General features: G+C 70.8%; 21 protein-coding genes. 14 read left to right on the top strand and 7 right to left on the bottom strand.

Annotated elements, in window-relative coordinates; translation table 11 throughout:
- Positions 1–101: 101 nt before the first annotated feature.
- On the bottom strand, positions 102–1,037 hold the full coding sequence (locus ACZ4WS_RS16715; protein ID WP_467981021.1) for a M56 family metallopeptidase: 936 nt from the start codon (positions 1,035–1,037) through the stop codon (positions 102–104).
- 123 nt (positions 1,038–1,160) lie between these two features.
- Entirely contained in the window at positions 1,161–1,751 is a 591-nt protein-coding gene (locus ACZ4WS_RS16710; RefSeq protein WP_467981019.1) for a DUF5134 domain-containing protein, read from the bottom strand.
- A 179-nt stretch (positions 1,752–1,930) separates the two neighbouring features.
- On the opposite strand from ACZ4WS_RS16710, the gene ACZ4WS_RS16705 reads away from it, so the two are divergent.
- The 4 genes from ACZ4WS_RS16705 to ACZ4WS_RS16690 all read left to right on the top strand — a co-directional run bounded on the left by ACZ4WS_RS16705 (position 1,931) and on the right by ACZ4WS_RS16690 (position 7,675).
- Positions 1,931–3,583, top strand: coding sequence for an FUSC family protein (locus tag ACZ4WS_RS16705; RefSeq protein ID WP_467981017.1), 1,653 nt, complete (start codon positions 1,931–1,933; stop codon positions 3,581–3,583).
- 308 nt (positions 3,584–3,891) lie between these two features.
- Complete coding sequence (locus ACZ4WS_RS16700; protein ID WP_467981109.1) at positions 3,892–4,383, top strand: MarR family winged helix-turn-helix transcriptional regulator; 492 nt, start codon at positions 3,892–3,894, stop codon at positions 4,381–4,383.
- A 169-nt stretch (positions 4,384–4,552) separates the two neighbouring features.
- Positions 4,553–7,111 (top strand): cellulosome protein, encoded by a 2,559-nt coding sequence (locus tag ACZ4WS_RS16695; protein ID WP_467981015.1) that lies wholly within the window; start codon positions 4,553–4,555, stop codon positions 7,109–7,111.
- Between the two features lie 45 nt (positions 7,112–7,156).
- Entirely contained in the window at positions 7,157–7,675 is a 519-nt protein-coding gene (locus ACZ4WS_RS16690; RefSeq protein ID WP_467981014.1) for a cupin domain-containing protein, read from the top strand.
- A gap of 202 nt (positions 7,676–7,877) precedes the next feature.
- Here the strand turns inward: ACZ4WS_RS16690 and ACZ4WS_RS16685 are convergent, their stop codons facing one another.
- Positions 7,878–8,642, bottom strand: a complete 765-nt coding sequence (locus ACZ4WS_RS16685) for a VOC family protein (protein ID WP_467981012.1) — start codon at positions 8,640–8,642, stop codon at positions 7,878–7,880.
- Between the two features lie 110 nt (positions 8,643–8,752).
- Positions 8,753–9,139, bottom strand: coding sequence for a VOC family protein (locus tag ACZ4WS_RS16680; RefSeq protein WP_467981010.1), 387 nt, complete (start codon positions 9,137–9,139; stop codon positions 8,753–8,755).
- 71 nt (positions 9,140–9,210) lie between these two features.
- On the opposite strand from ACZ4WS_RS16680, the gene ACZ4WS_RS16675 reads away from it, so the two are divergent.
- The gene (locus ACZ4WS_RS16675) at positions 9,211–9,753 is read left to right on the top strand and encodes a GNAT family N-acetyltransferase (RefSeq protein ID WP_467981008.1); all 543 of its coding nucleotides are present in this window, start codon (positions 9,211–9,213) and stop codon (positions 9,751–9,753) included.
- A 3-nt stretch (positions 9,754–9,756) separates the two neighbouring features.
- Here ACZ4WS_RS16675 and ACZ4WS_RS16670 read toward each other — a convergent pair whose 3' ends face one another.
- Positions 9,757–10,440, bottom strand: coding sequence for a glycerophosphodiester phosphodiesterase (locus ACZ4WS_RS16670; RefSeq protein WP_467981006.1), 684 nt, complete (start codon positions 10,438–10,440; stop codon positions 9,757–9,759).
- Between the two features lie 297 nt (positions 10,441–10,737).
- Between ACZ4WS_RS16670 and ACZ4WS_RS16665 the strand changes: the two genes are divergently transcribed.
- The 6 genes from ACZ4WS_RS16665 (at position 10,738) to ACZ4WS_RS16640 (ending at position 16,456) form a co-directional block, all read left to right on the top strand.
- Complete coding sequence (locus ACZ4WS_RS16665) at positions 10,738–11,727, top strand: alpha/beta hydrolase (protein ID WP_467981005.1); 990 nt, start codon at positions 10,738–10,740, stop codon at positions 11,725–11,727.
- An 81-nt stretch (positions 11,728–11,808) separates the two neighbouring features.
- Complete coding sequence (locus ACZ4WS_RS16660) at positions 11,809–13,206, top strand: DUF6421 family protein (RefSeq protein WP_467981003.1); 1,398 nt, start codon at positions 11,809–11,811, stop codon at positions 13,204–13,206.
- A 35-nt stretch (positions 13,207–13,241) separates the two neighbouring features.
- Positions 13,242–13,988 carry an SDR family NAD(P)-dependent oxidoreductase gene (locus ACZ4WS_RS16655; protein ID WP_467981001.1) on the top strand — a complete coding sequence of 249 codons (747 nt, stop codon included), beginning with the start codon at positions 13,242–13,244 and terminating at the stop codon, positions 13,986–13,988.
- On the top strand, positions 13,985–15,058 hold the full coding sequence (locus ACZ4WS_RS16650; RefSeq protein ID WP_467981000.1) for a threonine aldolase family protein: 1,074 nt from the start codon (positions 13,985–13,987) through the stop codon (positions 15,056–15,058). Before ACZ4WS_RS16655 ends, ACZ4WS_RS16650 begins: the two co-directional genes overlap by 4 nt.
- Positions 15,059–15,156: 98 nt before the next feature.
- On the top strand, positions 15,157–15,750 hold the full coding sequence (locus ACZ4WS_RS16645) for a transglutaminase domain-containing protein (RefSeq protein WP_467980998.1): 594 nt from the start codon (positions 15,157–15,159) through the stop codon (positions 15,748–15,750).
- Between the two features lie 13 nt (positions 15,751–15,763).
- The gene (locus ACZ4WS_RS16640; RefSeq protein WP_467980996.1) at positions 15,764–16,456 is read left to right on the top strand and encodes a B3/B4 domain-containing protein; all 693 of its coding nucleotides are present in this window, start codon (positions 15,764–15,766) and stop codon (positions 16,454–16,456) included.
- A 19-nt stretch (positions 16,457–16,475) separates the two neighbouring features.
- On the opposite strand, the gene ACZ4WS_RS16635 is transcribed toward ACZ4WS_RS16640, so the two are convergent.
- Both ACZ4WS_RS16635 and ACZ4WS_RS16630 read right to left on the bottom strand, forming a co-directional pair.
- Positions 16,476–17,204 (bottom strand): lysophospholipid acyltransferase family protein, encoded by a 729-nt coding sequence (locus ACZ4WS_RS16635; protein WP_467980994.1) that lies wholly within the window; start codon positions 17,202–17,204, stop codon positions 16,476–16,478.
- A 187-nt stretch (positions 17,205–17,391) separates the two neighbouring features.
- Positions 17,392–17,808 carry a DUF4395 domain-containing protein gene (locus tag ACZ4WS_RS16630; protein WP_467980992.1) on the bottom strand — a complete coding sequence of 139 codons (417 nt, stop codon included), beginning with the start codon at positions 17,806–17,808 and terminating at the stop codon, positions 17,392–17,394.
- Positions 17,809–17,883: 75 nt separating this feature from the next.
- On the opposite strand from ACZ4WS_RS16630, the gene ACZ4WS_RS16625 reads away from it, so the two are divergent.
- The 3 genes from ACZ4WS_RS16625 (at position 17,884) to ACZ4WS_RS16615 (ending at position 20,015) form a co-directional block, all read left to right on the top strand.
- The gene (locus tag ACZ4WS_RS16625; protein WP_467981107.1) at positions 17,884–18,297 is read left to right on the top strand and encodes a TlpA family protein disulfide reductase; all 414 of its coding nucleotides are present in this window, start codon (positions 17,884–17,886) and stop codon (positions 18,295–18,297) included.
- 206 nt (positions 18,298–18,503) lie between these two features.
- Positions 18,504–19,013: a flavin reductase family protein gene (locus tag ACZ4WS_RS16620; RefSeq protein WP_467980990.1), complete on the top strand. Its 510-nt coding sequence runs from the start codon at positions 18,504–18,506 to the stop codon at positions 19,011–19,013.
- A gap of 207 nt (positions 19,014–19,220) precedes the next feature.
- Positions 19,221–20,015: an electron transfer flavoprotein subunit beta/FixA family protein gene (locus ACZ4WS_RS16615; RefSeq protein WP_467980988.1), complete on the top strand. Its 795-nt coding sequence runs from the start codon at positions 19,221–19,223 to the stop codon at positions 20,013–20,015.
- The last annotated feature ends 63 nt before the right edge of the window (positions 20,016–20,078 follow it).

Genomic DNA, 20,078 nt, shown 5'->3' with positions numbered 1-20,078 from the left:
TGATCCTCGTCGACGTCCGGGGCGGGAGGTCAGCCCCGGGGGCGTGGCGTCGGCTTCAGGGCGGCAGGCCACCCCCGGGCGCCCGAGTCGCCGATGGCCGGTCAGCCCAGTGCCCGCAACCCCGGTACGAACGCGACCAGCACCGGGATCACCGGCACCAGCGCGGCCGCCGCCGTCAGCCGCAGCCGCCGCGCCGCCGTGAGCCGGCCCGGGGGCGTGAGGAGGCGGTGGACGCGCTGCGGGACATGGGCCTGTGGGGTGGGGCAGGGGCCGAACACGCCCCGGTCCTCGTTGAGTTCCACGAGCGCGAGGGCGATCGTGAGGCGGCCGAAGCGGCGCGACGCCACGTCGTCGGCGGCCAGTTCGACCAGGCGGTGCATCTCGTCGCGGAACGCGGCGAACACCGGGACCTGCGGGAAGCCTGTGGCCAGCGCGGCCGAGCAGTGCAGCAGCCAGTCGTGCCGGGCCCGCGCGTGCCCCTGCTCATGGGCGAGCACGGCGTCCAGTTGGCGCCCCTTGAGGCGGCGCAACGCGGCTGTGGTGATGACGAGTTGGGGTGCCGCGCCGGGCAGCCACCAGGCGTCCGGGCGCTCGCCCTCCAGGAGCACCAGAGGGTCGGCTCCGGGCTCCTCGCCGGGCAACAGCGGGGCGCGTACGAGGAGTTCGGCCCTTCGCTGCCGACGGCGCGCCCGAGCCCGTACGATCTCGCGAACCAGCATCGCGGCGGTCCACGCGCCGCCGCACGCGAGCGTCACGGCGGTTGTCGCCGCCCAGGCGCCACCCGTGCTCAGTGCGTAGGCGTCCACGACCGAGCGCGGCGCCGAACCAAAGACATGGCCGCGCACCGCCACCCAGGCGGCCGCCGCGCTGAGCGTCATCGACAGCATGCAGCACAGCAGAACGGCCGCCACCACGCACTGCCAGACCCACAGGGCGACCACCGGTTCGCGGTCCGGCCAGTCGGCCCGGGCGAGCAGTCGCGGAGCGACCACGGCGGCCAAGGCGCCGAGCAGCAACAGTGCCGCGGGGACCATCATGGCTGAAGCCTATGAGCGGAGCGTCGCCGGAGGATACGGGCTGCGACGGCAAGTGACGTACGCCACGGTTTCGTACAGCGGCACACGCCCGAATTCCGCCGGGCGGGGGTCTCGGTCTCGGTCTCAGAGCGTGACGAGCATGGCCACCATCGCGATCCCCATGGACAGGCGGCACGCCTGGGACAGTTCGGCGCGGTCGCCCCAGCCGAGGGTCTGGGGGCCGGTGGTCACGGAGGGCGCGGAGGTCGCGGTGGTCGTGGAGGTCGCGGTGGTCACCGAGGTCGCCGGCAGGAGTCGGATGCCGGACCGCAGGACGTAGCCCGCGAAGTAGAGGAGGAGCATGCCAGTCACCAGCGGGATGCCGGAGCCGCCGTGGGCGTGGTGCGCGGGGGACGCGGCCATCACGGCCGCCATGTAGACCATGGCGAAGGCGCCCATCAGGTGGTGCAGATGGTGGGGGTTCGTCCGGGCCGCCCACAGGGCGCGCACGGCGGCCGCGCCGAACACGGCGGCGTAGGCGAGCCAGGCCCAGCGGGGTGGCGAGGCCACGGCCGCGGGCACCGCCATCGCGGCCATGCCGAAGCCCATGAGCGCCTCGCCGCCCGCGGTGCGCCGCTGTTCCTCGACGGGGCTGCGCATGCGCAGCAGGCAGTACGCCCCGGTCGTCGCGCACAGCGCGACGAGCAGCCAGCCGGGCGAAGCCGGTTCGTGCACCGCGTACCTCCCCGCTCGACGATGCCGGACATCGGACAGTTGGTCAGGGCATGCCCGGCACGGGTGGAGCGCAAGCGGGCGCAAGGGTGTACGCGCGGGGGCGTGCGGGGGTGCACCGCAGGTGAGGAGCGCATAAGGAGAGATGCTTTACGAGTAAAACACATGCTAACCTTGTAGGTATGAGTAGTACGACCCGCAAGCTCCCACGTGTACGTCGCCTCCCGCTGGCCGGTGTGCTGCGCATCGGCAGGCCCTCCGACATTTGGTTCAAGCCCGCGCTGAGCGCCGTCGCCGCGATCGCCCCGCCGAATCTGACGCTGCTCGCGCTCGGCCGGCTGGACCTGGCGATGTACACGATGGCCGGGTCGCTCTGCGCGCTGTACGCCCACAACCGTCCCTACGCCGCTCGGGCCCGCGCCCTCGCCTGGGTGGTGCTCGGCATGGTCGGCGGTCTCGCCGTCGCGCTCGTGACGGCCTCGCTCACCACGGACGCCGTCGTGCTGGTCACGATCGGCGCGCTGCTGGCCGCCGTGCAGAAGGTGCTGTGCGACGCCGCGCGCATCGGTCCGCCCGCTCATGTGGTCCTCACCTTCATCAGCTCCGCGTCCCTGTTCGCGCCGCAGAGCCTCGGCCAGGTCCCGGGCCATCTCGCGCTGGCCCTCGCGGCGGGCGGCTGGGCCTGGATCGTCGGCATGGCCCCGGGCCTCGTGCGTCCGCACGGGCCGGAGCGGCGCGCCACCGCGCACGCCCTGAACGCCGCGGCCGCCTACGCCGAGACGCGGGGGGACGGCGCACATGCCGCCCGTGCCCGCGCCGCCGCGGCCGCCGCCGTGCACGCCGCCTGGCAGTCGCTCCTGTCCACCGGTGCCCGCTCCGCGCCCCGGCGCGCCCTCGAACGACTCGTCGTACGCGCCGAGGTCGCGCTCGCCGCGCCCGCCGACACGGAGCCCGAGCGGCTGCGCGGGTGGGCCCGCGAGCTGCGCGGCACCGGGCCCGTTCCGCGGCCCGACGACCTCGCGGACGCCGCCGACGAACTCCTCGGCGTCGAGGTCGAACTCGCCTATGGGGAAAGGCCGTTGCTCGCCCGCCTCGGCCCGCTCGCCCCCATCGCCCTGCGCACCGCGCTGGGCTGCGCGCTCGCCGGATACGTCTCGCTCGAGCTCGGTGTCGGCCGCCCCTACTGGGCCCTGGTCACCGCCGCCTCGCTCTACCAGGCCAACATCACCCTGACCTGGAGCCGGGGAGTGCAGCGTGTCGTCGGCAACATCGTCGGAGTGCTGGTCTTCGCCGCGGTCGCCCCGCTCGCCCACGTCAGCCAGGCCGCCCTCGTGCTGTGCTGCCTCGCCTTCAACTTCGGTGCCGAGGCGCTGATCGGCCGCAACTACTGGCTCGGCAGCATCTGCGTGACGCCCATGGCTCTGCTGATCACCGAGTTCGTACGCCTCCAGCAGCCCGGCGAGCTGATCACCGCGCGAGTCGTCGACACCCTGGTGGGCGCGCTGGTCGGCTTCGTCGCCGCGGTCGCCGTCACCAACCGGCGAGCCGGTGACCGCATCGAGCACGCCCTCTCCGCGGTGGAGCGCGCCCGGGAGCGCGCGGCCGGGGTGCTGGCCGCCGAGCACCCCGAGCCCGGTGCCCTGGAGTCCGCCCGGCGGGGTCTGGCCGCCGCCGTCGTCGACCTGCGCGCCACCGCCGACACCGCGGCCGGCGAATGGTGGCAGCGCGCCCTGCCGCAGGAGCGGGTGATGCTGGCTGAACAGGCCGGACACCGTACGCTCGCGGCGACGGTACGACGGCAGGGACTGCACTCCTTGGAGGGCGCACAAGCATGACGGCAGCGGATGGGCGAGCGGCGGGCGAGGGCGCCGACGCGGGGCGCACGGGGACCGCGGGGACGCGTGCCGGGCGGCCGGGGGCCGCGGGCGCCCCTGTCGGGCGTACGGAGGCGGCGGATTCCCGTGACTCCCGCGATTCCCGCGATTCCCGTGCCGGGCGGGCGGCGAGCGCGCACGCGAGCACGGGTGCTGAACGGGCGGCGAGCGTGAACGCGGGTAAGGGTGCGGAGGCCGCGGTGGGCCCCGCCGCGCACGCGGAGGTGTCCGGCGCCCACGCCGGACCGGTGGCGGCGCCCGACGACACCATGGCCGCCGTCGTGCGGCAGTGGCATGCGGTGCGCCCCGATCTCGACACCGGCCCCATGGAGGTCATCGGCCGCATCAACCGCTGTGCGGCGCTTCTTCAGCAGGCCGAGGACGCCCCGCTGCGCCGAGCCGGGCTCACCCGCCCCGAGTTCGACGTGCTCGGCACGCTGCGACGCACCGGGCACGAGCTGACCCCCAGTGAGATCGCCCGCGAGACGTTCTCGTCGGGCGCGGCGGTCACCAAGCGCCTCAAGCAGCTGACCGAGCGCGGACTGGTCGAGCGGCGCGGCGACACCCGTGACCGCAGGGTCGCGTACGTCCGGCTGACGGACGAGGGGCGCGACCTCGTCGACGGCATCCTCCCCGCGCAGCTCGCGTACGAGACGACTGTCCTGTCCGGGGTCGAGCTCGACCGCCAGCGTGAACTGGCTGAACTGCTGGGTGAGTTGCTCGGGCGGCTGGAAGGCCGTCTGGGAATGCCCCGCGGCTGAATCCCGTCGCGCCCGTCAGGAGCTTTACGGTGACCGACCGTTGACATGAGGTGAGCGCCCCTCCTACGTTCGGGCACGGCTGCGGTTCGGCACTCCGGCCGATGGTCGGAATGTCGAACGCGGATGGCTTTGACGAGGGACGGCTCAGGCCGTGCGGAGGGGAGAGCGAGTGACGCGAAAGACCGCGCTCACCATCGACCTGGGTACCGACACCGGCGCCTTTCACGGCGGCGCGAGCGGCACCCTCTACGGCCTGTACGGCGACGGCGTGCCCAGCCGCAACGTCGTCGAGGGCATGTACGTCCGCACGGTGTCGACCAAGGCCCAGGACGGCACCCAGCACCCCGGCGCCGACGCGCTCGAGATCCTCCCGTCCTTCGTGGACTCCGGCGGCAAGGACGTCTACGTCTACATGACGGACATCTACCGCGGCTTCCCCTACCAGTGGCCGGGCGCCACGGGGGAGGAGCGGCTCGCCGGATTCAAGGCGCGGATCGAGAAGCAGGTCAGGCAGGTCCTGACGATGGGCGCGTACAAGTCCCATGTCGTGTACGTGCCGTTCAATGAGCCCGAAGGGAACATGTTCGGTACGGAGGAGTGGAGCTACGACAAGAACTCCTGGCGCACCGACCCGCGGCACTACTTCGCCGCCTGGAAGGACGTGCACCGCCTCATCAAGGACCTCGACCCGGACGCGCGCATCGCGGGCCCCAACACCAGCATCCTGTACGACGAGGTCAAGGACTTCCTGGAGTTCGCCAAGGCGCAGGACGCGCTCCCCGACGTGATCACCTGGCACGAGCTGTCCACGCCCGCCGCGATCCGGACGAGTGTCGCCAAGTACCGCCGCATGGAAGAGGAGTTGGGCATCGACCCGCTCCCCGTCAACATCAACGAGTACGCTCACAACTACCACTTGTCCGTGCCGGGCCAGGTCGTCCAGTGGATCTCCGCCATCGAGGAGTCGAAGGTCGACGCCGACCTGGCGTACTGGAACATCGACGGCAACCTCAACGACTCGGCGGTCGAGGCGAACAAGGGCAACGGCCAGTGGTGGCTGTTCAACGCCTACGGGCGGATGACCGGCCACACGGTCCGGGTGACCGCGCCCCGGCCCAACGTCCAGTACACCCTCCAGGGCGTCGCCGCGCTCGACGAGGACAAGCGGCAGGCGCGGGCCCTCTTCGGCGGCGAGAGCGGCACGGCGGACGTCGTCTTCGCGAACATCCCGGCCGAGGTCTTCGGCGAGACGGTGCACCTGCGGCTCCACGAGATCCCGTGGACCGGCCAAGTCGGCGCCTGCGCCCAGCCGTTGCGGCTCCAGGACGGCGAACTGCCGGTCACGGACGGCCAGGTGACCCTGTCGCTCACGGACCTGGACGAGATGTCCGCGTACGAGATCATCCTCTCGCCCGGCGGCGGGGGTGCCGTTTCCGCATCGCCGTCGGTGGGCTTCCGGGCGACGTACGAGGCCGAGAACGCGGCGTACACAGGCACCGGTTACTCCAGGAACGGACCCGAGGGATCGCCCGCGGACGTCGAGAAGTTCGCCACCTCGGGCGGTCACCACGTCGGCGGTCTGCGCACCGGGTCCGACGTCGTCCTCGCCTTCACCGTCGAGGTCCCGGAGGACGGGACGTACGACCTGCGTGTCTTCGCCAACTCCTACAACCTCGACGACCTGGTGAAGGAGCAGGGCCCCACCAACGTCTTCCTGCGCGTGGACGGCGGGGACCCGCAGGAGCTGCGGCTGCCGCTCGGCTACAAGTGGGTGGTGTGGGGCCACACCGACACCCAGGTGCGGCTGACCGCGGGCAGGCACGCGCTCACGCTGTCCGCCCAGGACCCCGAACTCGGCGTCACCCGGGGCGACGCGATCATCGACAGGATCGACCTGGCGCTCCGGGACGAGCGCGTGACGGCTCCCGCGCTCTACGAGGCCGAGTACGCGGCCCTCGGCGGCGGAGCGCACGTCAGCCATGCGCACCGCGGGGCCTCGGGCCCGGGTGCCGCCGTGCTGCCCCGCGGAGGCACCGCCACCTTCTGGGTGCACGCGGCGGCCGACGGTGAGGCGGACGTGACGGTCGGTCAACTGGGTGGAGGCGAGGGCACGTTGACGGTCAACGGGGAGACCCTCGGGCGTCTGGGGCGGATGCCGCTGTTCCTGGCCGGTGGCATCAACAAGCTGACGGTCACGGCCACTTCGGACCGGCTTGTCCTCGACCGCCTGCTGGTCGGGCCGGGGCAGGACCGCCTGAAGACCACCGTGTACGCCGCCGAAGAAGGCACCCGGACGGGTGACGCGAAGGTGACCGGCGCCCACACCTTCGCCACCGGCGGGAAGGCGGTCGACGGCATCGGCGGGGGAGCGGGGAACGCCCTCACCCTCACCGTCACGGCCGCAGACACCGGTCGCCACGCCCTGACCATCCGCTACTCCAACGGCGAGCAGGCCCCCGCGACCCACTACAACCCGGACCCGGTCTGCCGCCACGCCGACATCTCCGTCAACGCGGCGACGCCGCAGCGCGTCCTCTTCCCCACCACCTTCCACTTCAACAACTTCTGGGACCTCACCGTCGCGGTGACGCTGGAGAAGGGCGCCAACACCCTGACCTTCACCGCCGACGAGCTGCCCGACTTCGACGGCGACACATCGAACGCGTACCGGCAGCGCTCCGCGTACGCGCCCGTCATCGACCAGGTGGCGGTGACACCTCTGGCCTGACACCTCTGGCCTGACACCTTCCTGAAGTCCGGCTTCCGGGTGACGATGTGCGCCATGACCGATGGACTGGTGCTGCCGCCCGGGTCGGGCCGCCGGATGGGTACGTCCGGAATGACGCTCAAGGTGGGGGCCGAACACTCGGCCCGATGGTCGGTGTTCGAGGCCGAGGTTCAGCCGGGATTCGACGTGGGCGCGCATTTCCATGACGACGCCGAGGAGTTGTTCTACATCATCGACGGCGAACTCGACCTGCTGGCCTTCGAGCCGCGGGTCAGGACGGCCGGGGACTGGCAGACCTGGGAGTCCGACAGCGGGCGGAAGGCCGAACGCGGAGGTTCGGGCAGCCTGATGTACCTCCCCTCGGGCTGCCCGCACGGTTTCGCCAACCCCCGCTCCGAGCCCGCCCGGATGCTCTTCCTCGCCGCGCCCGCGGGCCACGAGCACTACATCCAGGAGATCGCCGAGATCCTCGACGCCCCCGGTCCGCCCGACGTGGCCGCGATCGCGCAGGTACGGTCGCGGCACGGCATCCATCAGCTCACACCGATGCGGCCAGGGAGCTAGGACCTGTCCGACGGATCATCCCGGAGACGCGGCTCCTGGCACGCCCTCCCCCACGCTCGGCCTCGCTCGCGCGGGAGGACCCCCATCGCGTCGACGCCCGCCTCCGCCTTGCAGCTGGACGCACCAGGAGCCGCTCACCGGCGCTGATCAGATGCCGCTGCCTTCCTCCGACCTGATCCGCCGGACAGGCCCTGGCCCAGCCCTAGCCCTCCTCGCCCGCCACATGGATCCCGAAGGCCGCCCCTTGCGGGTCCCGCAGCACGGCGATCCGTGGTCCCTCCGGCACGGATGTGGGCTCCATCAGCATGCTGCCGCCCGCCCCGACGGCCGCGTCCGCGGTGGCGTCCACGTCCTCGACGGCGAAGTACGGCAGCCAGTGCGACGGGACCTCGTGCGGGAACTTGTCGCCCATCGTCAGCATGCCGCCGAAGTCGGCACCGTCGATGCCCCACTGCGTGTAGTGCTCCGAGGCGTTCACGGTCCAGCCGAACACAGTCGTGTAGAACTCCGTGACCCGGTCCGGTGCGCGGGTCAGCAGCTCCACCCAGCCGAGCGCGCCCGGGGCGTTGAACAGCCCCGCGCCGGGGAAGGCCCGCGCCTGCCACAGCTGGAAGGCCGCGCCGCCCGGGTCGTACGCCACCGCGAAACGGCCGACGTCGAACACGTCCATCGGGCCGAGGACGACCGTGCCGCCGGCGGCCGTCACCGCTTCCACGGCGGCGTCCGCGTCGCTCACGGCGAACGACACGTTCCAGGCGACGGGCTGCGACTCCTGGTACAGCGGGGAGATCGCCGCGACGGCGGCGTCGCCGAGGTGGGCGACCGTGTAGCCGCCCGCCTCCTGGCGCGGATCCGTCTCCGGGCGCCAGCCGAACAGATCGGCGTAGAAGCGCTTGGCCCCCTCCAGATCGCTGGTCCCCAGCTCGGTCCAGCAGGGCCCGCCGGTCACCGGCCTGTCGAGCTTCATGAGGTTCCTTCCGCAGCGATCATGACGTTCCCTCCGCACCGAGACCCCTTCAGCACGCTAAGCCCCGCCCGCCGCACCGGCCATCCGGAGGCGGGGACCGGGGCGAGGCCTCACGGCCGGTAGCGCAGCGGATGATCTCCGGGGATCTCCACGATCACGATCTCGGTGCCGTCCGGATCCGCGATCCACATCTCGATGAGCCCCCACGGCTCCTTCACCGGCGGCCGCAGCACCTCGACACCGGCGGCCGTCAGCTCCTCGTACGCCTTCGTCACGTCCGCGACCTGGAGCCACAGCTTGAGAGCGGGGGAGGGCGGCTCCTCGGAGCGGCCCGAGACCTCCAGGAAGCCGCCGCCGAGGAAGTAGACGGTGCCGCGCTCGGGGCCCGTGCCGAACTCGCGGTAGACGGCGAGACCGAGCCGCTGTCCGTAGAACGCCCGGGAGCGTTCCGGGTCGGTGGGGCGCAGAAGGGTTCGGCTGCTCAGTACATGCACCATGCACCCGGAGCGTAGAGGAGGGTTACGCTCGTCGGTGCCCGAGCCGCGCCACTGAAACGGAGAACCGCTCCATGGACACCGCCGCCTCCACCGGACTGACCTTTCGCAACGCCGCCGACAGCGACGTGGACGCCCTGGTGGGGCTGATCGAGTCGGCGTACCGCGGAGACTCCAGCCGGACCGGCTGGACCACCGAGGCGGACATCCTCGAAGGCCAGCGGACCGACCCCGAGGGCGTGCTCGACGTCATCAAGTCGCCCGACAGCCGCCTGCTGACCGTCGAGCGGGACGGCACGGTCGTCGCCTGCTGCCAGCTCGAACACCGCGGTGACCACGCCTACTTCGGCATGTTCGCGGTCAGCCCCACCCTGCAGGGCGGCGGCCTCGGCAAGGTGATCATCGCCGAGGCGGAGCGGACGGCCCGCGAGACGTGGGGTGTCACGGAGATGCACATGACCGTGATCTCCGTACGCGACGACCTCATCGCCTGGTACGAGCGGCGCGGCTACCGCCGTACGGGAAAGATGACGCCCTTCCCGTACGGCGACGAGCGCTTCGGCATTCCGCAGCGCGACGACCTGCAGTTCGAGCTGCTGGTCAAGCCGCTGGTGTGACCTTCACGCGGTGAAGCGGCCGGTGCGTTTGATCTCGGGGTAGTCGGTGGTCGCGCCGTCCAGCTCCAGGGCGCGCACCAGCCGCAGCTGGTCCTGGGTGTTCACCACCCAGCCGATGATCCTCAGGTCTGCCTTGCGGGCGGCCTCGACGACCTCCAGGGTCAGCCGGCGGATGTTCAGGCAGACGGTCGCGGCGCCCGCCTCCGTGGCGCGGTTCACGACATCGAGGTCATAGCGGCTCGCGATGAGCGCGGTGCGGACGCCCGGCACGAGCTGGGCGATCTCGGCGATCGCCTCGTCGTGGAACGACGACACCTCGACCCGCCCGACCAGGTCTCGCCGGTGCATCACCTCGGCCAGCGCCCTGGCCGCCGCCAGGTCCTTGATTTCGGCCTGCAGAGGCGTCCTGATGGCGTCCAGGACCTCCTCGAAGACGGGAACGCGCTCACCATGGCCGGCGTCCAGCGCGCGCAGCTCGGCGAGCGTCTTCTCGGCGATCGGCCCCGAGCCGTCGGTCGTCCGGTCCACTTCGGCGTCGTGCATGACGACGAGAGCGCCGTCCTTGCTCAGATGCAGATCGAGTTCGATCAGGTCGAGGCCCGCGTGCTGGGCGGCGACGAAGGAACGGAGAGTGTTCTCGGGTTCGACACCCATCACTCCGCGGTGACCGATGGTGAGGAAGTTCAAGGTTCGACTCGCTTCCGTCGACGGCGGCTCGGCTCGCGCGTGGTAGCGACGGGGGCGCCCACGCGGCAAGGCCGCAGCCTAATGGCCCGGCTCGACGATGTACCCGCTTCTACAGCGGGCAATGGGGGCGTCCCGCCGGGGAGATCGGCACCGTGCCGCCCGGTCGCGTCACCCTGGCGTGGGCGAGTCTCACGACGGTTGACCGCGGGGCGTCCCCCTTGCCTCCTCGCGACATGACGACTAGTCATATTCCCTTCCTGGTAAGGGAGTTCGCCCGAGCACCTGAGAGGTCGTGCGATGGCCACCGAACCCGCACCCGACGTCCGTGCCCTCATCGACGTCATCACGGCATACTTCCCGGACCTCGGAGGCGCCGTCACCGACGCGGCCGAGGCCCGCCGCATCCTCGCCGCCGCGCCGTCCTCGCCGTTCGAGCCGCCGGCCGTGGGCTCGGTCGAGAACCGTGCGATCCCCGGGCCGCGGGGGGCGCCGGAGATTCCCGTACGGATCTATCTGCCGGAGTCGGCGAGCGGCCCTGAGCCCCGTCCCACCGTCGTCTTCTTCCACGGCGGCGGCTGGGTCATCTGCGGCCTCGACACCCACGACCCGATCGCGCGCGCCCTGTGCCGTGACGCGGGGGCGGCCGTCGTCTCCGTCGACTACCGGCTCGCGCCCGAGGCCCGCTTCCCCGCGGCCGTCGACGACGCGTACGCCGCCCTGTGCTGGGCCGCGGAGCACATAGGCGAGCTGGGCGGGGACCCCGGCGCGCTGGTGGTCGCCGGTGACAGCGCGGGCGGGAACCTCGCGACCGTGGCCGCGCTGATCGCCCGCGACCGGGGCGGACCGGCGCTCGCGCTCCAGGTTCTGGTCTACCCCGCCACCGACGTCCGGCCGCGGGACGACCGGCGCGGCCCGGGTGGCGAGGAGTACTTCCTCACGGAGGCCCAGGGCCGCTGGTTCGTCGAGCAGTACCTCGGGCCCGACGGCGACCGCGCGCACCCGCATGCCTCGCCCGTCGTGGCCGAGCTCCACGGTCTGCCGCCCGCGCACATCGTCACCGGGGGCTTCGACCCTCTTGACGAGGAGGGCCGCGCGTATGCCGCGAAGCTGCGGGATGCCGGAGTGCCGGTCACGCAGAGCCACTACCCGGGGATGTTCCACGGTTTCTTCGGCTTCCCCGAACTTCTCGCGGACGCCCGTGCCGCCCAGTCTCGCGTGGCGGAAGTAATCGCCTCCACGGTGTCCGGCAGGAAAAAGAGCGGTGAAGGCGGGGGTGGCGCAGGATAATCTCCCGAGTCTCCTCTTGCGGGAAGGAACCTCGTTTACATACGGTGTCCATACGCGTGGTTCTCCCGTGGAGGATGGGATATGACGGAAATTCTTGTGCAGGTGGGTACGGAGGAGCGGGTTCCTCCCGTGGCCAGGGTGGTGGAGCACCCGGCATGGCCCGTGCTCAAGGATGCCGTCGAGGAGATCCGGCCCTGGCAGGCCAAGGACGGCTCCATCGACTTCGAGGCGGAGGGCGCGCCCGATGCCTCCGACGCCGATCTGGCCGTACGCCGTGCGATAGACGCCATCGAGCAGCTCGCCCCGCTGCTGCCGCACGACGCCGCTTATCACGAGGCGCTCGTCAAGGACCTGCGCCGCTGGGCGGACGCGGGCTTCCAGGTGCCCGACTTCCTCGACTCGCTGCTGGCCTTCCAGCCCGCCGCGCACCGCGAGGACGGTCTCCAGCACCTGGTCGTCTTCCCGATGTACACGCAGAACGGCAATCCGAACCGCAACTTCGAAGCGGTCGTGCTGCGCATGGTCTGGCCGGACTGGCTGGCCGAGCTGGAGCGCACCCGCTACGACAACCCGCTGTTCTGCGGCATCACCTTCGAGGACTTCACGGCGGGCTACGACACGAACTCGGCCGTCCTCTTCCCGGAGACCATCGCCGTGCGCGAGGCCCCCGAGCGCTTCTCCTGGGGCGGCATCTTCTGCGACCGCGAGGCCGCCCGCTTCCGCGCCGTCACCGACGCCGCGGTGGACATCCTGGGCCTTCAGCTGCCCGAGGACATCGCCGCGATGGTCCATGACCAGGAGCGCTGCGAGCAGGCCTTCGTGCTCTGGGACATGGTCCACGACCGCACCCACAGCCACGGCGACCTGCCCTTCGACCCGTTCATGATCAAGCAGCGCCAGCCGTTCTGGATGTACGGCCTGGAGGAGCTGCGCTGCGACCTCACCGCCTTCAAGGAGGCCGTGAAGCTGGAGGCCGAGGGCAGCGCGCACGGCCGCGACGTGCAGTACGCCGTGCTCTTCGACCGGATGTTCCGCTTCCCGGTCTCCGGCGACCGGGTCCGCAACTACGACGGCCTCGGCGGCCAGCTGCTCTTCGCCTACCTGCACAAGCACGACGTCGTCCGCTGGACGGACAACAAGCTGCACATCGACTGGCAGCGCGCCCCGCAGGTCACCAACCAGCTGTGCGCCGAGATCGAGGAGCTCTACCGGGCGGGCATCGACCGCCCCAAGCTCGTCCATTGGTTCAAGGCGTACGAGCTGGTTTCCACCTACTTGGCCCCGCACCCCGGCTCCCGCTGGGCCAAGGGTCCGGACGCCCTCGACCTGACTCAGCCCCCGCGCAAACTCGTGGACGACGTGCTTCCGGACGAGTTTCCGCTGAGCATGTTCTATGAGGCGCTCTCCAAGAAGCTGAAGAACGTGATCGCCTCCACCAGGGGCATCACCGCGGCGAGCGCCGAGCGGGCCGCCGCGTGAGTGCTCATACCGGGGATGTTCAGGAGGCGAAGAAGATGCAGAACGGGGCTCTCAGCGGTGCGGTGATCGCGGTGGCCGGTGCGGGTGGACCCGCCGGGCGCGCGACACTTGCCCGGCTCGCCGACGCGGGCGCGACCGTCGTCGGTTCGGACAACGACCCCGAGCGGCTCGCGGAGGCCGTGGACGCGGCCCGCTACGGGCACGGCGGTGCCACCGTCGTCGGGGACACGGTCGACCTGCTCGACCTGCAGTCGACCCACGACTGGGCCACCCGCATCGAGAAGGACTTCGGCCGCGTCGACGGTCTGGTCCACCTCGTCGGCGGCTGGCGTGGCAGCGAGACCTTCACCAAGACGAGCCTCGACGACTGGGACTTCCTGGAGTTGCTGCTCATCCGCACCGTGCAGCACACCTCCCTCGCCTTCCACGAGGCGCTGCAGCGCAGCGACCGCGGCCGGTACGTCCTGATCAGCGCCGAGGGCGCGAGCAAGCCCACCGCGGGCAACGCCGCCTACGCAGCGGGCAAGGCCGCCGCCGAGGCGTGGACGCTGGCCATGGCCGACTACTTCCGCAAGGCCGGGGGCGCGGAGGGACCGACATCCGCGGCTGCCATCCTGGTGGTCAAGGCACTGGTGCACGACGCCATGCGCGCCGAGCGCCCGAACGCGAAGTTCGCGGGCTTCACCGACGTCAAGGATCTGGCCGAGTCCATCGCCGGCGTCTGGGACCGGCCCGCCGGTGAAGTGAACGGAAAACGTCTGTGGCTGACCGAGAAGCCGTGAACCCTCCGAAGACCGACGCCCAGCGTCACCACGACCCGGCCGTCCGCGGCTTCGCCAGCGACAACTACGCGGGGGCTCACCCCGAGGTGCTCGCCGCCCTGGCCCTGGCCAACGGCGGACACCAGGTCGCCTACGGCGAGGACGACTACACGGCGAATCTCCAGCAGATCATCCGCAGCCACTTCGGTGCCACGGCCGAGGCCTTCCCGGTCTTCAACGGCACGGGCGCGAACGTGGTCGCGCTCCAGGCGGTCACCGACCGCTGGGGCGCGGTGATCTGCGCGGAGAGCGCGCACATCAACGTCGACGAGGGCGGCGCCCCCGAGCGCATGGGCGGCCTCAAGCTGCTCACGGTGCCCACACCCGACGGCAAGCTCACGCCCGAGCTGATCGACCGGCAGGCGTACGGCTGGGACGACGAGCACCGCGCGATGCCGCAGGTCGTCTCGATCACCCAGAGCACCGAGCTGGGCACCCTCTACACGCCCGACGAGATCCGAGCGATCTGCGACCACGCCCACGCGCACGGCATGAAGGTGCACCTGGACGGGTCCCGGATATCCAACGCGGCCGCCTCCCTGGACGTCCCGATGCGGACGTTCACCAACGCGGTCGGCGTCGACATCCTGTCCCTCGGCGGGACGAAGAACGGCGCGCTGTTCGGCGAGGCCGTGGTCGTCCTCAACCGGGACGCCGTCAGCCACATGAAGCATCTGCGCAAGCTGTCGATGCAGCTCGCCTCCAAGATGCGCTTCGTCTCGGTGCAGTTGGAGGCGCTGCTCGCCAAGGACCTCTGGCTGCGCAACGCCCGCCACTCCAACGAGATGGCCCAGCGGCTCGCCGAGGGCGTCCGTGCGGTGCACGGCGTGGAGATCCTCTATCCGGTCCAGGCCAACGCGGTCTTCGCGCGCCTTCCGCACGACGTGAGCGAGCGCCTGCAGAAGCGCTACCGCTTCTACTTCTGGGACGAGGCCGCGGGCGACGTCCGCTGGATGTGCGCCTTCGACACGACCGAGGACGACGTCGACGGGTTCGTGGCGGCGCTCAAGGAGGAGATGGCCCACCAGTAGGCCGACGCGGCTCACCGGCGCGCCACACTGTGCATAGATATACGGCCGACCGAAAAGTCATTGACTCTCGGTCGGCCGTATTCCTATGCTCTGCGGACATGGAGCTCATCCAGGAAACCCCTGACCTGTCCGCCTACTTGGCAGCCGACGAGGTCATCGACCATCACCATCCGCTCGTGCGGGAGACGGCCGCGCGCCTCGCCAAGGGTGCGGTGGACTCGTATGCCTATGCGCGAGCCGCGTACGAATTCGTGCGAGACACCATTCCGCACTCGCAGGACGCCGGCGACCTGCGCGTCACCTGGCGCGCCTCCGACGTCCTGGAGAAGCGCACGGGCATCTGTCACGCCAAGGCGCACGCGCTGGCCGCGCTGCTGCGGGCGGAGGGCATTCCGACCGCCCTGTGCTACCAGTCGCTGATGCACGACGACGGCAGCGCGCGTGCCGTGCACGGTCTGGTCGCCGTCCGGTTCCACGGGGCCTGGCACCGGCAGGACTGCCGCGGGAACAAGCCCGGCGTCGATGCCCAGTTCTCCCTCGACGGCGAGCGGCTGGCCTGGATTCCCGACCCGAAGTCCAGTGAGGTGGACTACCCGGTACTGTACGCTGAACCTCACCTGGCCGTTCTGCGCGCCCTCATGGGCGCCCCGGACCGGCCGTCCCTGTGGAAGACGCTCCCCACAGCACTCTGAGACAAGGCGGACGATGACTCTCACGCTCACCGTGTCCGACGAGGTGCGCACCCTCGCGCCCGGTTTCACCCACGTCGCCATCGAGGCGTACGGACTCGTCAACGGGCCCAGCACCGAGGGGACTTCGGCGCTGCTCGACGACGCGGCCCGCCGTCTGGCCCGGCGACTGGACGGTCGCGCTCCGCACGAGGACCCGCACATGGCGGCCTGGCGGGAGGTCTACACGGCCTTCGGCTCCAAGCCGTCGCGGACGCGCAACTCGGCGGAGGCGCTGGCGAAGAGAGCCCTGTCGGATGCCGGACTGCCCCGGATCAATGTGCTCGTCGACGTCTACAACGCGATCAGCGTCGCCCATCTGCTCCCGGTCGGCGGTGAGGACACCGACCGTATCCGGGGCGGGATGCGCCTCGTGCGCGCTCTCGGTGACGAGGACTTCGTGACCGTGGCGGGCGGCGAGGAGGTCGTCGAGCACCCGGACGCGGGCGAGGTGGTGTGGCGGGACGACGCGGGCGTGACCTGCCGGCGCTGGAACTGGCGCCAGGGGCCGCGCACACGGCTCACGGAGGAGTCCACCTCCGCGATCTTCCTGCTTGAGAGCCTGGCGCCGATGCCGGTGGCCGACGTCGAGGCCGCCGGGGGCGAACTCGCCGAACTGCTCGAGAAGTTCAGCCCCGGCGCGCGGATCACCGTCCACGCCCCGGAGTGACGATTCGGCAGCCGGTGGGTCAGCGGGCCTCGGCTGCCTTCACCTCTTCGGGGGTCGGCGCCGTGCCACCGAGGTGGGCGGGCATCCACCAGGTGTCGTCCGGACCCTTGGGGCGTACGGGATAGGCGCGCTGCGCGGCCTCCAGGAGCTCCTGGACGCGCTCGCGCAGCCGCCGCGTGATGGCGCCCGCGTACTGGTCCTGCGGGGCCTCCACCGGCGCGCCGACCCGGATCGTGATCGGGGTGTGGCTGCGCTTGAAGTTGCGCGGGTGGCCCTTGGTCCACAGTCGCTGGGTGCCCCACAGGGCCATCGGGATCAGCGGGACCCCGGCCTCCTGGGCCATGCGCGCGGCACCGGACTTGAAGCTCTTCAGGGTGAAGGACTGCGAGATGGTCGCCTCGGGGAAGACGCCGACGATTTCGCCCGAGCGCAGCGAGTCCAGCGCGTGCTGATACGCCGTCTCACCCTGCTTGCGGTCCACCGGGATGTGCTTCATGCCCCGCATCAGCGGACCGGAGATCCTGTGCCGGAACACCGACTCCTTCGCCATGAAGCGCACCAGGCGCCTCTGCGGAAGGGCGGCCAGACCGTCGAAGATGAAGTCCAGATAGCTGATGTGATTGCTCACCAGCACGGCGCCGCCCGAGCGCGGAATGTTCTCCGATCCCTGGCAGTCGATCTTGAGGTCCCAGGCCTTGAACAACGTTTGGGCGAGACCGACGACGGGACGGTAGACAAGCTCAGCCATGGACGGGGTGGACCCTTCTCTCTGCCTGGGAACGGGGTCTCCCGGCGGGAAAGTTACGCAGCCGTAGGTTTACGGCATTGCGCAGATCGTGCCCGAAGAACGGACGAGTAGCCAGTCCTGGTGCCGGAGAGCGGCGAGATTCTCGTCACGTCCATCCCTTGATCCACCTCGGGCTTTTAACTCGCCTTTACTCCGCGCGTACCGTCACCCGGCGTACGAGCAGGTACATCTCGCACCCCAAGCAGTACCCGAACGCGGCATTGAGGAACGCGGCCGCCAGTGCGCATCCGGTCGCCGCGAGACCGAGCCACTGAGGCCCCGCCGTGTAGCCGATCAGCCCCACGACGGCGAAGACGAGCCCGACCGCCTGCGCGAACTGCGGCGGCTCCGGCGCCTCGAACTCCGTCGGCGCCCCAAGTCGGGGGCGCACGGCCTTCCGGAACAGCCAGCCGTACGGGGAGCGCGTCACGCCGCCCGACGCGCCCAGCGCGAAGGCAAGTACCTGCCAGGCCAGCAGCCAGGCGCTGCCGGTGATCAGTACGACCGCCAGTACGACGGTCGTGAGGACCGCACCGAACCGCGGTCCCCTCACATCGATGTCCATGGTTCAAGCATTCCGTATCGGAAGCGATCCGTGGAGCCGGGAATCTTTGCGGTCTCGTGAATGCTTGTGCAGGTTGTGACCGGACTTGTGGTGTGCGTGGTGGTGCTCGCGGCGGCGAGCGCGTACGGAGTGCTGCATCGGCAGCGGAGCGGGAGGGTGAGAGTGCGCGGGCGCGACGGCGGAAAGCGGCTCGGCGCAGCGGAGTTGGGCGAGGGACTCGGTGAACGGGCCACGCTCGTCCAGTTCTCCAGCGCCTTCTGCGCGCCCTGCCGGGCCACGCGGCGGGTGCTCACCGAGGTGGCCGACATCGTCCCCGGCGTGTCGCACGTGGAGATCGACGCCGAGGACCACTTGGACCTCGTACGCGAACTCGACATCCTCAAGACGCCGACCGTCCTGGTGCTCGACGCGGACGGCAGGATCGTGCGCCGCGCGACCGGGCAGCCGCGGAAGGCGGATGTCATCGCGGCGCTGGGAGAGGCCGTCTGAGTCATGGCGATCCGGGTGAGGCATCTCCCAGATGCCGGAACGCACTTGACTGCACCCACCATCTATCGTCAGCCTGACCGTATGCCCCCGGAACTCCTTCTTTTCGAGCGTGTCCACGTGGACCTGGCCCGCACCGCGAGTGCGCGCTGTCCGCGCTGTTGAGCAGCCACGGACCAGCTCGTCACCTCTCGCAGAAGGACAACTCCATGACGGCCACGCCCGACCTAGGCACTCCTCGACTCGCCTCTCCCGACCTGCTGCGCTCCGTCTTCAGGCGGCACGCGGCCGGTGTCGCCGTGATCACGGCCCCCGGCGGCGAGGGCCCCGTCGGCTTCACCGCCACCTCGCTCACCTCGGTCTCCGCCGAGCCCCCGATCGTCTCCTTCGGCATAGGTGTCGGCGCCTCCAGCTGGCCCGCGGTCTCCGAGTCCGAGCACGTCGGCATCCACATACTCGGCGAGCACCAGCGGGAGCTCGCCGCCACCTTCGCCAGGAGCGGCGCCGACCGCTTCGGCGCGCCCACCCGCTGGCGCGAGGGTCCGGAGGGCGTCCCCGTCCTCGACGACGTCCTCGCGTGGCTCGTGTGCCGGGTCGTCGCGCGCGTGCCGGCGGGGGATCACCGCATCGTCCTGGCCGAGGTCGCCCTCGGCGACCCGTCGGGCGCGGGCCGCCCGCTGCTCTATCACCAGGGGCGCTTCAACGGGCTGCGCGACTGAACCCGCCCGGCTGAACCTACTCGCCGGTTACACAGCGTTGCCAAGGTCACAGTTCAAAGCGCTTGCTTAGTGGGCACGAACTGGGTGTACTGACGAGTAATATTTCGTTCGGAGCGCGGGCCGCCCCGACCGGGATCGGCCGCTTCAGGCGCCTATGCTGCCTGAAAGAAGGCAGCCCAGAAATGACGATGCAGTAGGAGAGCCGGCGTGAGCTTGAGGATCGTTGTCACTGTGAAGTACGTGCCCGACGCCACTGGCGACCGGCACTTCGCCGATGACCTGACCGTCGACCGTGACGACGTGGACGGCCTGCTGTCCGAGCTCGACGAGTACGCCGTCGAGCAGGCGCTGCAGATCGCCGAGGACGCGGATGACGCGGAGATCACGGTGCTGACCGTCGGCCCCGAGGACGCCAAGGACGCGCTGCGCAAGGCGCTTTCCATGGGTGCGGACAAGGCCATCCACGTCGAGGACGACGACCTGCACGGCACCGACGTCATCGGTACGTCGCTGGTGCTGGCGAAGGCGATCGAGAAGGCCGGCTACGACCTGGTCATCTCCGGCATGGCCTCCACCGACGGCACCGCCGGTGTGGTCCCGGCGCTGCTGGCCGAGCGCCTGGGCGTCCCGCAGGTCACGCTGCTCTCCGAGGTCTCCGTCGAGGGTGGCCCAACTGGCACGGTCAAGGGCCGCCGCGACGGCGACTCCGCCTCCGAGCAGCTGGAGGCCTCCCTCCCGGCCGTCGTGTCGGTGACCGACCAGTCGGGTGAGGCGCGCTACCCGTCCTTCAAGGGCATCATGGCCGCCAAGAAGAAGCCGGTGGAGTCCTGGGACCTGGAGGACCTGGAGATCGAGGCGGACGAGGTCGGCCTCGAGGGTGCCTGGACCAAGGTCGACACCGCGGCCGAGCGTCCGGCGCGCACCGCCGGCACGATCGTCAAGGACGAGGGCGAGGGCGGCAAGCAGCTCGCTGAGTTCCTCGCGGGCCAGAAGTTCATCTAGCGGCTGGGGGTCCGGGGTTCACCCCCGGGCCGACACAGCATGCAAGGCCCACCCCGCTTACCG

Source organism: Streptomyces sp. NPDC029292 (assembly GCF_055569295.1).
Note: the sequence above shows the minus strand (reverse complement) of the source record. Positions and strands in the feature narration are given on the sequence as shown.

What these genes read in the sequence shown, in the direction of transcription:
- ACZ4WS_RS16690 (WP_467981014.1), top strand. Translation starts at nt 7,157, where the DNA reads ATGTGCGCCATGACCGATGGACTGGTGCTGCCGCCCGGGTCGGGCCGC.
- ACZ4WS_RS16685 (WP_467981012.1), bottom strand. Translation starts at nt 8,642, where the DNA reads ATGAAGCTCGACAGGCCGGTGACCGGCGGGCCCTGCTGGACCGAGCTG.
- ACZ4WS_RS16620 (WP_467980990.1), top strand. Translation starts at nt 18,504, where the DNA reads ATGACGGCCACGCCCGACCTAGGCACTCCTCGACTCGCCTCTCCCGAC.
- ACZ4WS_RS16715 (WP_467981021.1), bottom strand. Translation starts at nt 1,037, where the DNA reads ATGATGGTCCCCGCGGCACTGTTGCTGCTCGGCGCCTTGGCCGCCGTG.
- ACZ4WS_RS16705 (WP_467981017.1), top strand. Translation starts at nt 1,931, where the DNA reads ATGAGTAGTACGACCCGCAAGCTCCCACGTGTACGTCGCCTCCCGCTG.
- ACZ4WS_RS16665 (WP_467981005.1), top strand. Translation starts at nt 10,738, where the DNA reads ATGGCCACCGAACCCGCACCCGACGTCCGTGCCCTCATCGACGTCATC.
- ACZ4WS_RS16655 (WP_467981001.1), top strand. Translation starts at nt 13,242, where the DNA reads ATGCAGAACGGGGCTCTCAGCGGTGCGGTGATCGCGGTGGCCGGTGCG.
- ACZ4WS_RS16630 (WP_467980992.1), bottom strand. Translation starts at nt 17,808, where the DNA reads ATGGACATCGATGTGAGGGGACCGCGGTTCGGTGCGGTCCTCACGACC.
- ACZ4WS_RS16645 (WP_467980998.1), top strand. Translation starts at nt 15,157, where the DNA reads ATGGAGCTCATCCAGGAAACCCCTGACCTGTCCGCCTACTTGGCAGCC.
- ACZ4WS_RS16680 (WP_467981010.1), bottom strand. Translation starts at nt 9,139, where the DNA reads ATGGTGCATGTACTGAGCAGCCGAACCCTTCTGCGCCCCACCGACCCG.
- ACZ4WS_RS16640 (WP_467980996.1), top strand. Translation starts at nt 15,764, where the DNA reads ATGACTCTCACGCTCACCGTGTCCGACGAGGTGCGCACCCTCGCGCCC.
- ACZ4WS_RS16675 (WP_467981008.1), top strand. Translation starts at nt 9,211, where the DNA reads ATGGACACCGCCGCCTCCACCGGACTGACCTTTCGCAACGCCGCCGAC.
- ACZ4WS_RS16635 (WP_467980994.1), bottom strand. Translation starts at nt 17,204, where the DNA reads ATGGCTGAGCTTGTCTACCGTCCCGTCGTCGGTCTCGCCCAAACGTTG.
- ACZ4WS_RS16700 (WP_467981109.1), top strand. Translation starts at nt 3,892, where the DNA reads ATGGCCGCCGTCGTGCGGCAGTGGCATGCGGTGCGCCCCGATCTCGAC.
- ACZ4WS_RS16660 (WP_467981003.1), top strand. Translation starts at nt 11,809, where the DNA reads ATGACGGAAATTCTTGTGCAGGTGGGTACGGAGGAGCGGGTTCCTCCC.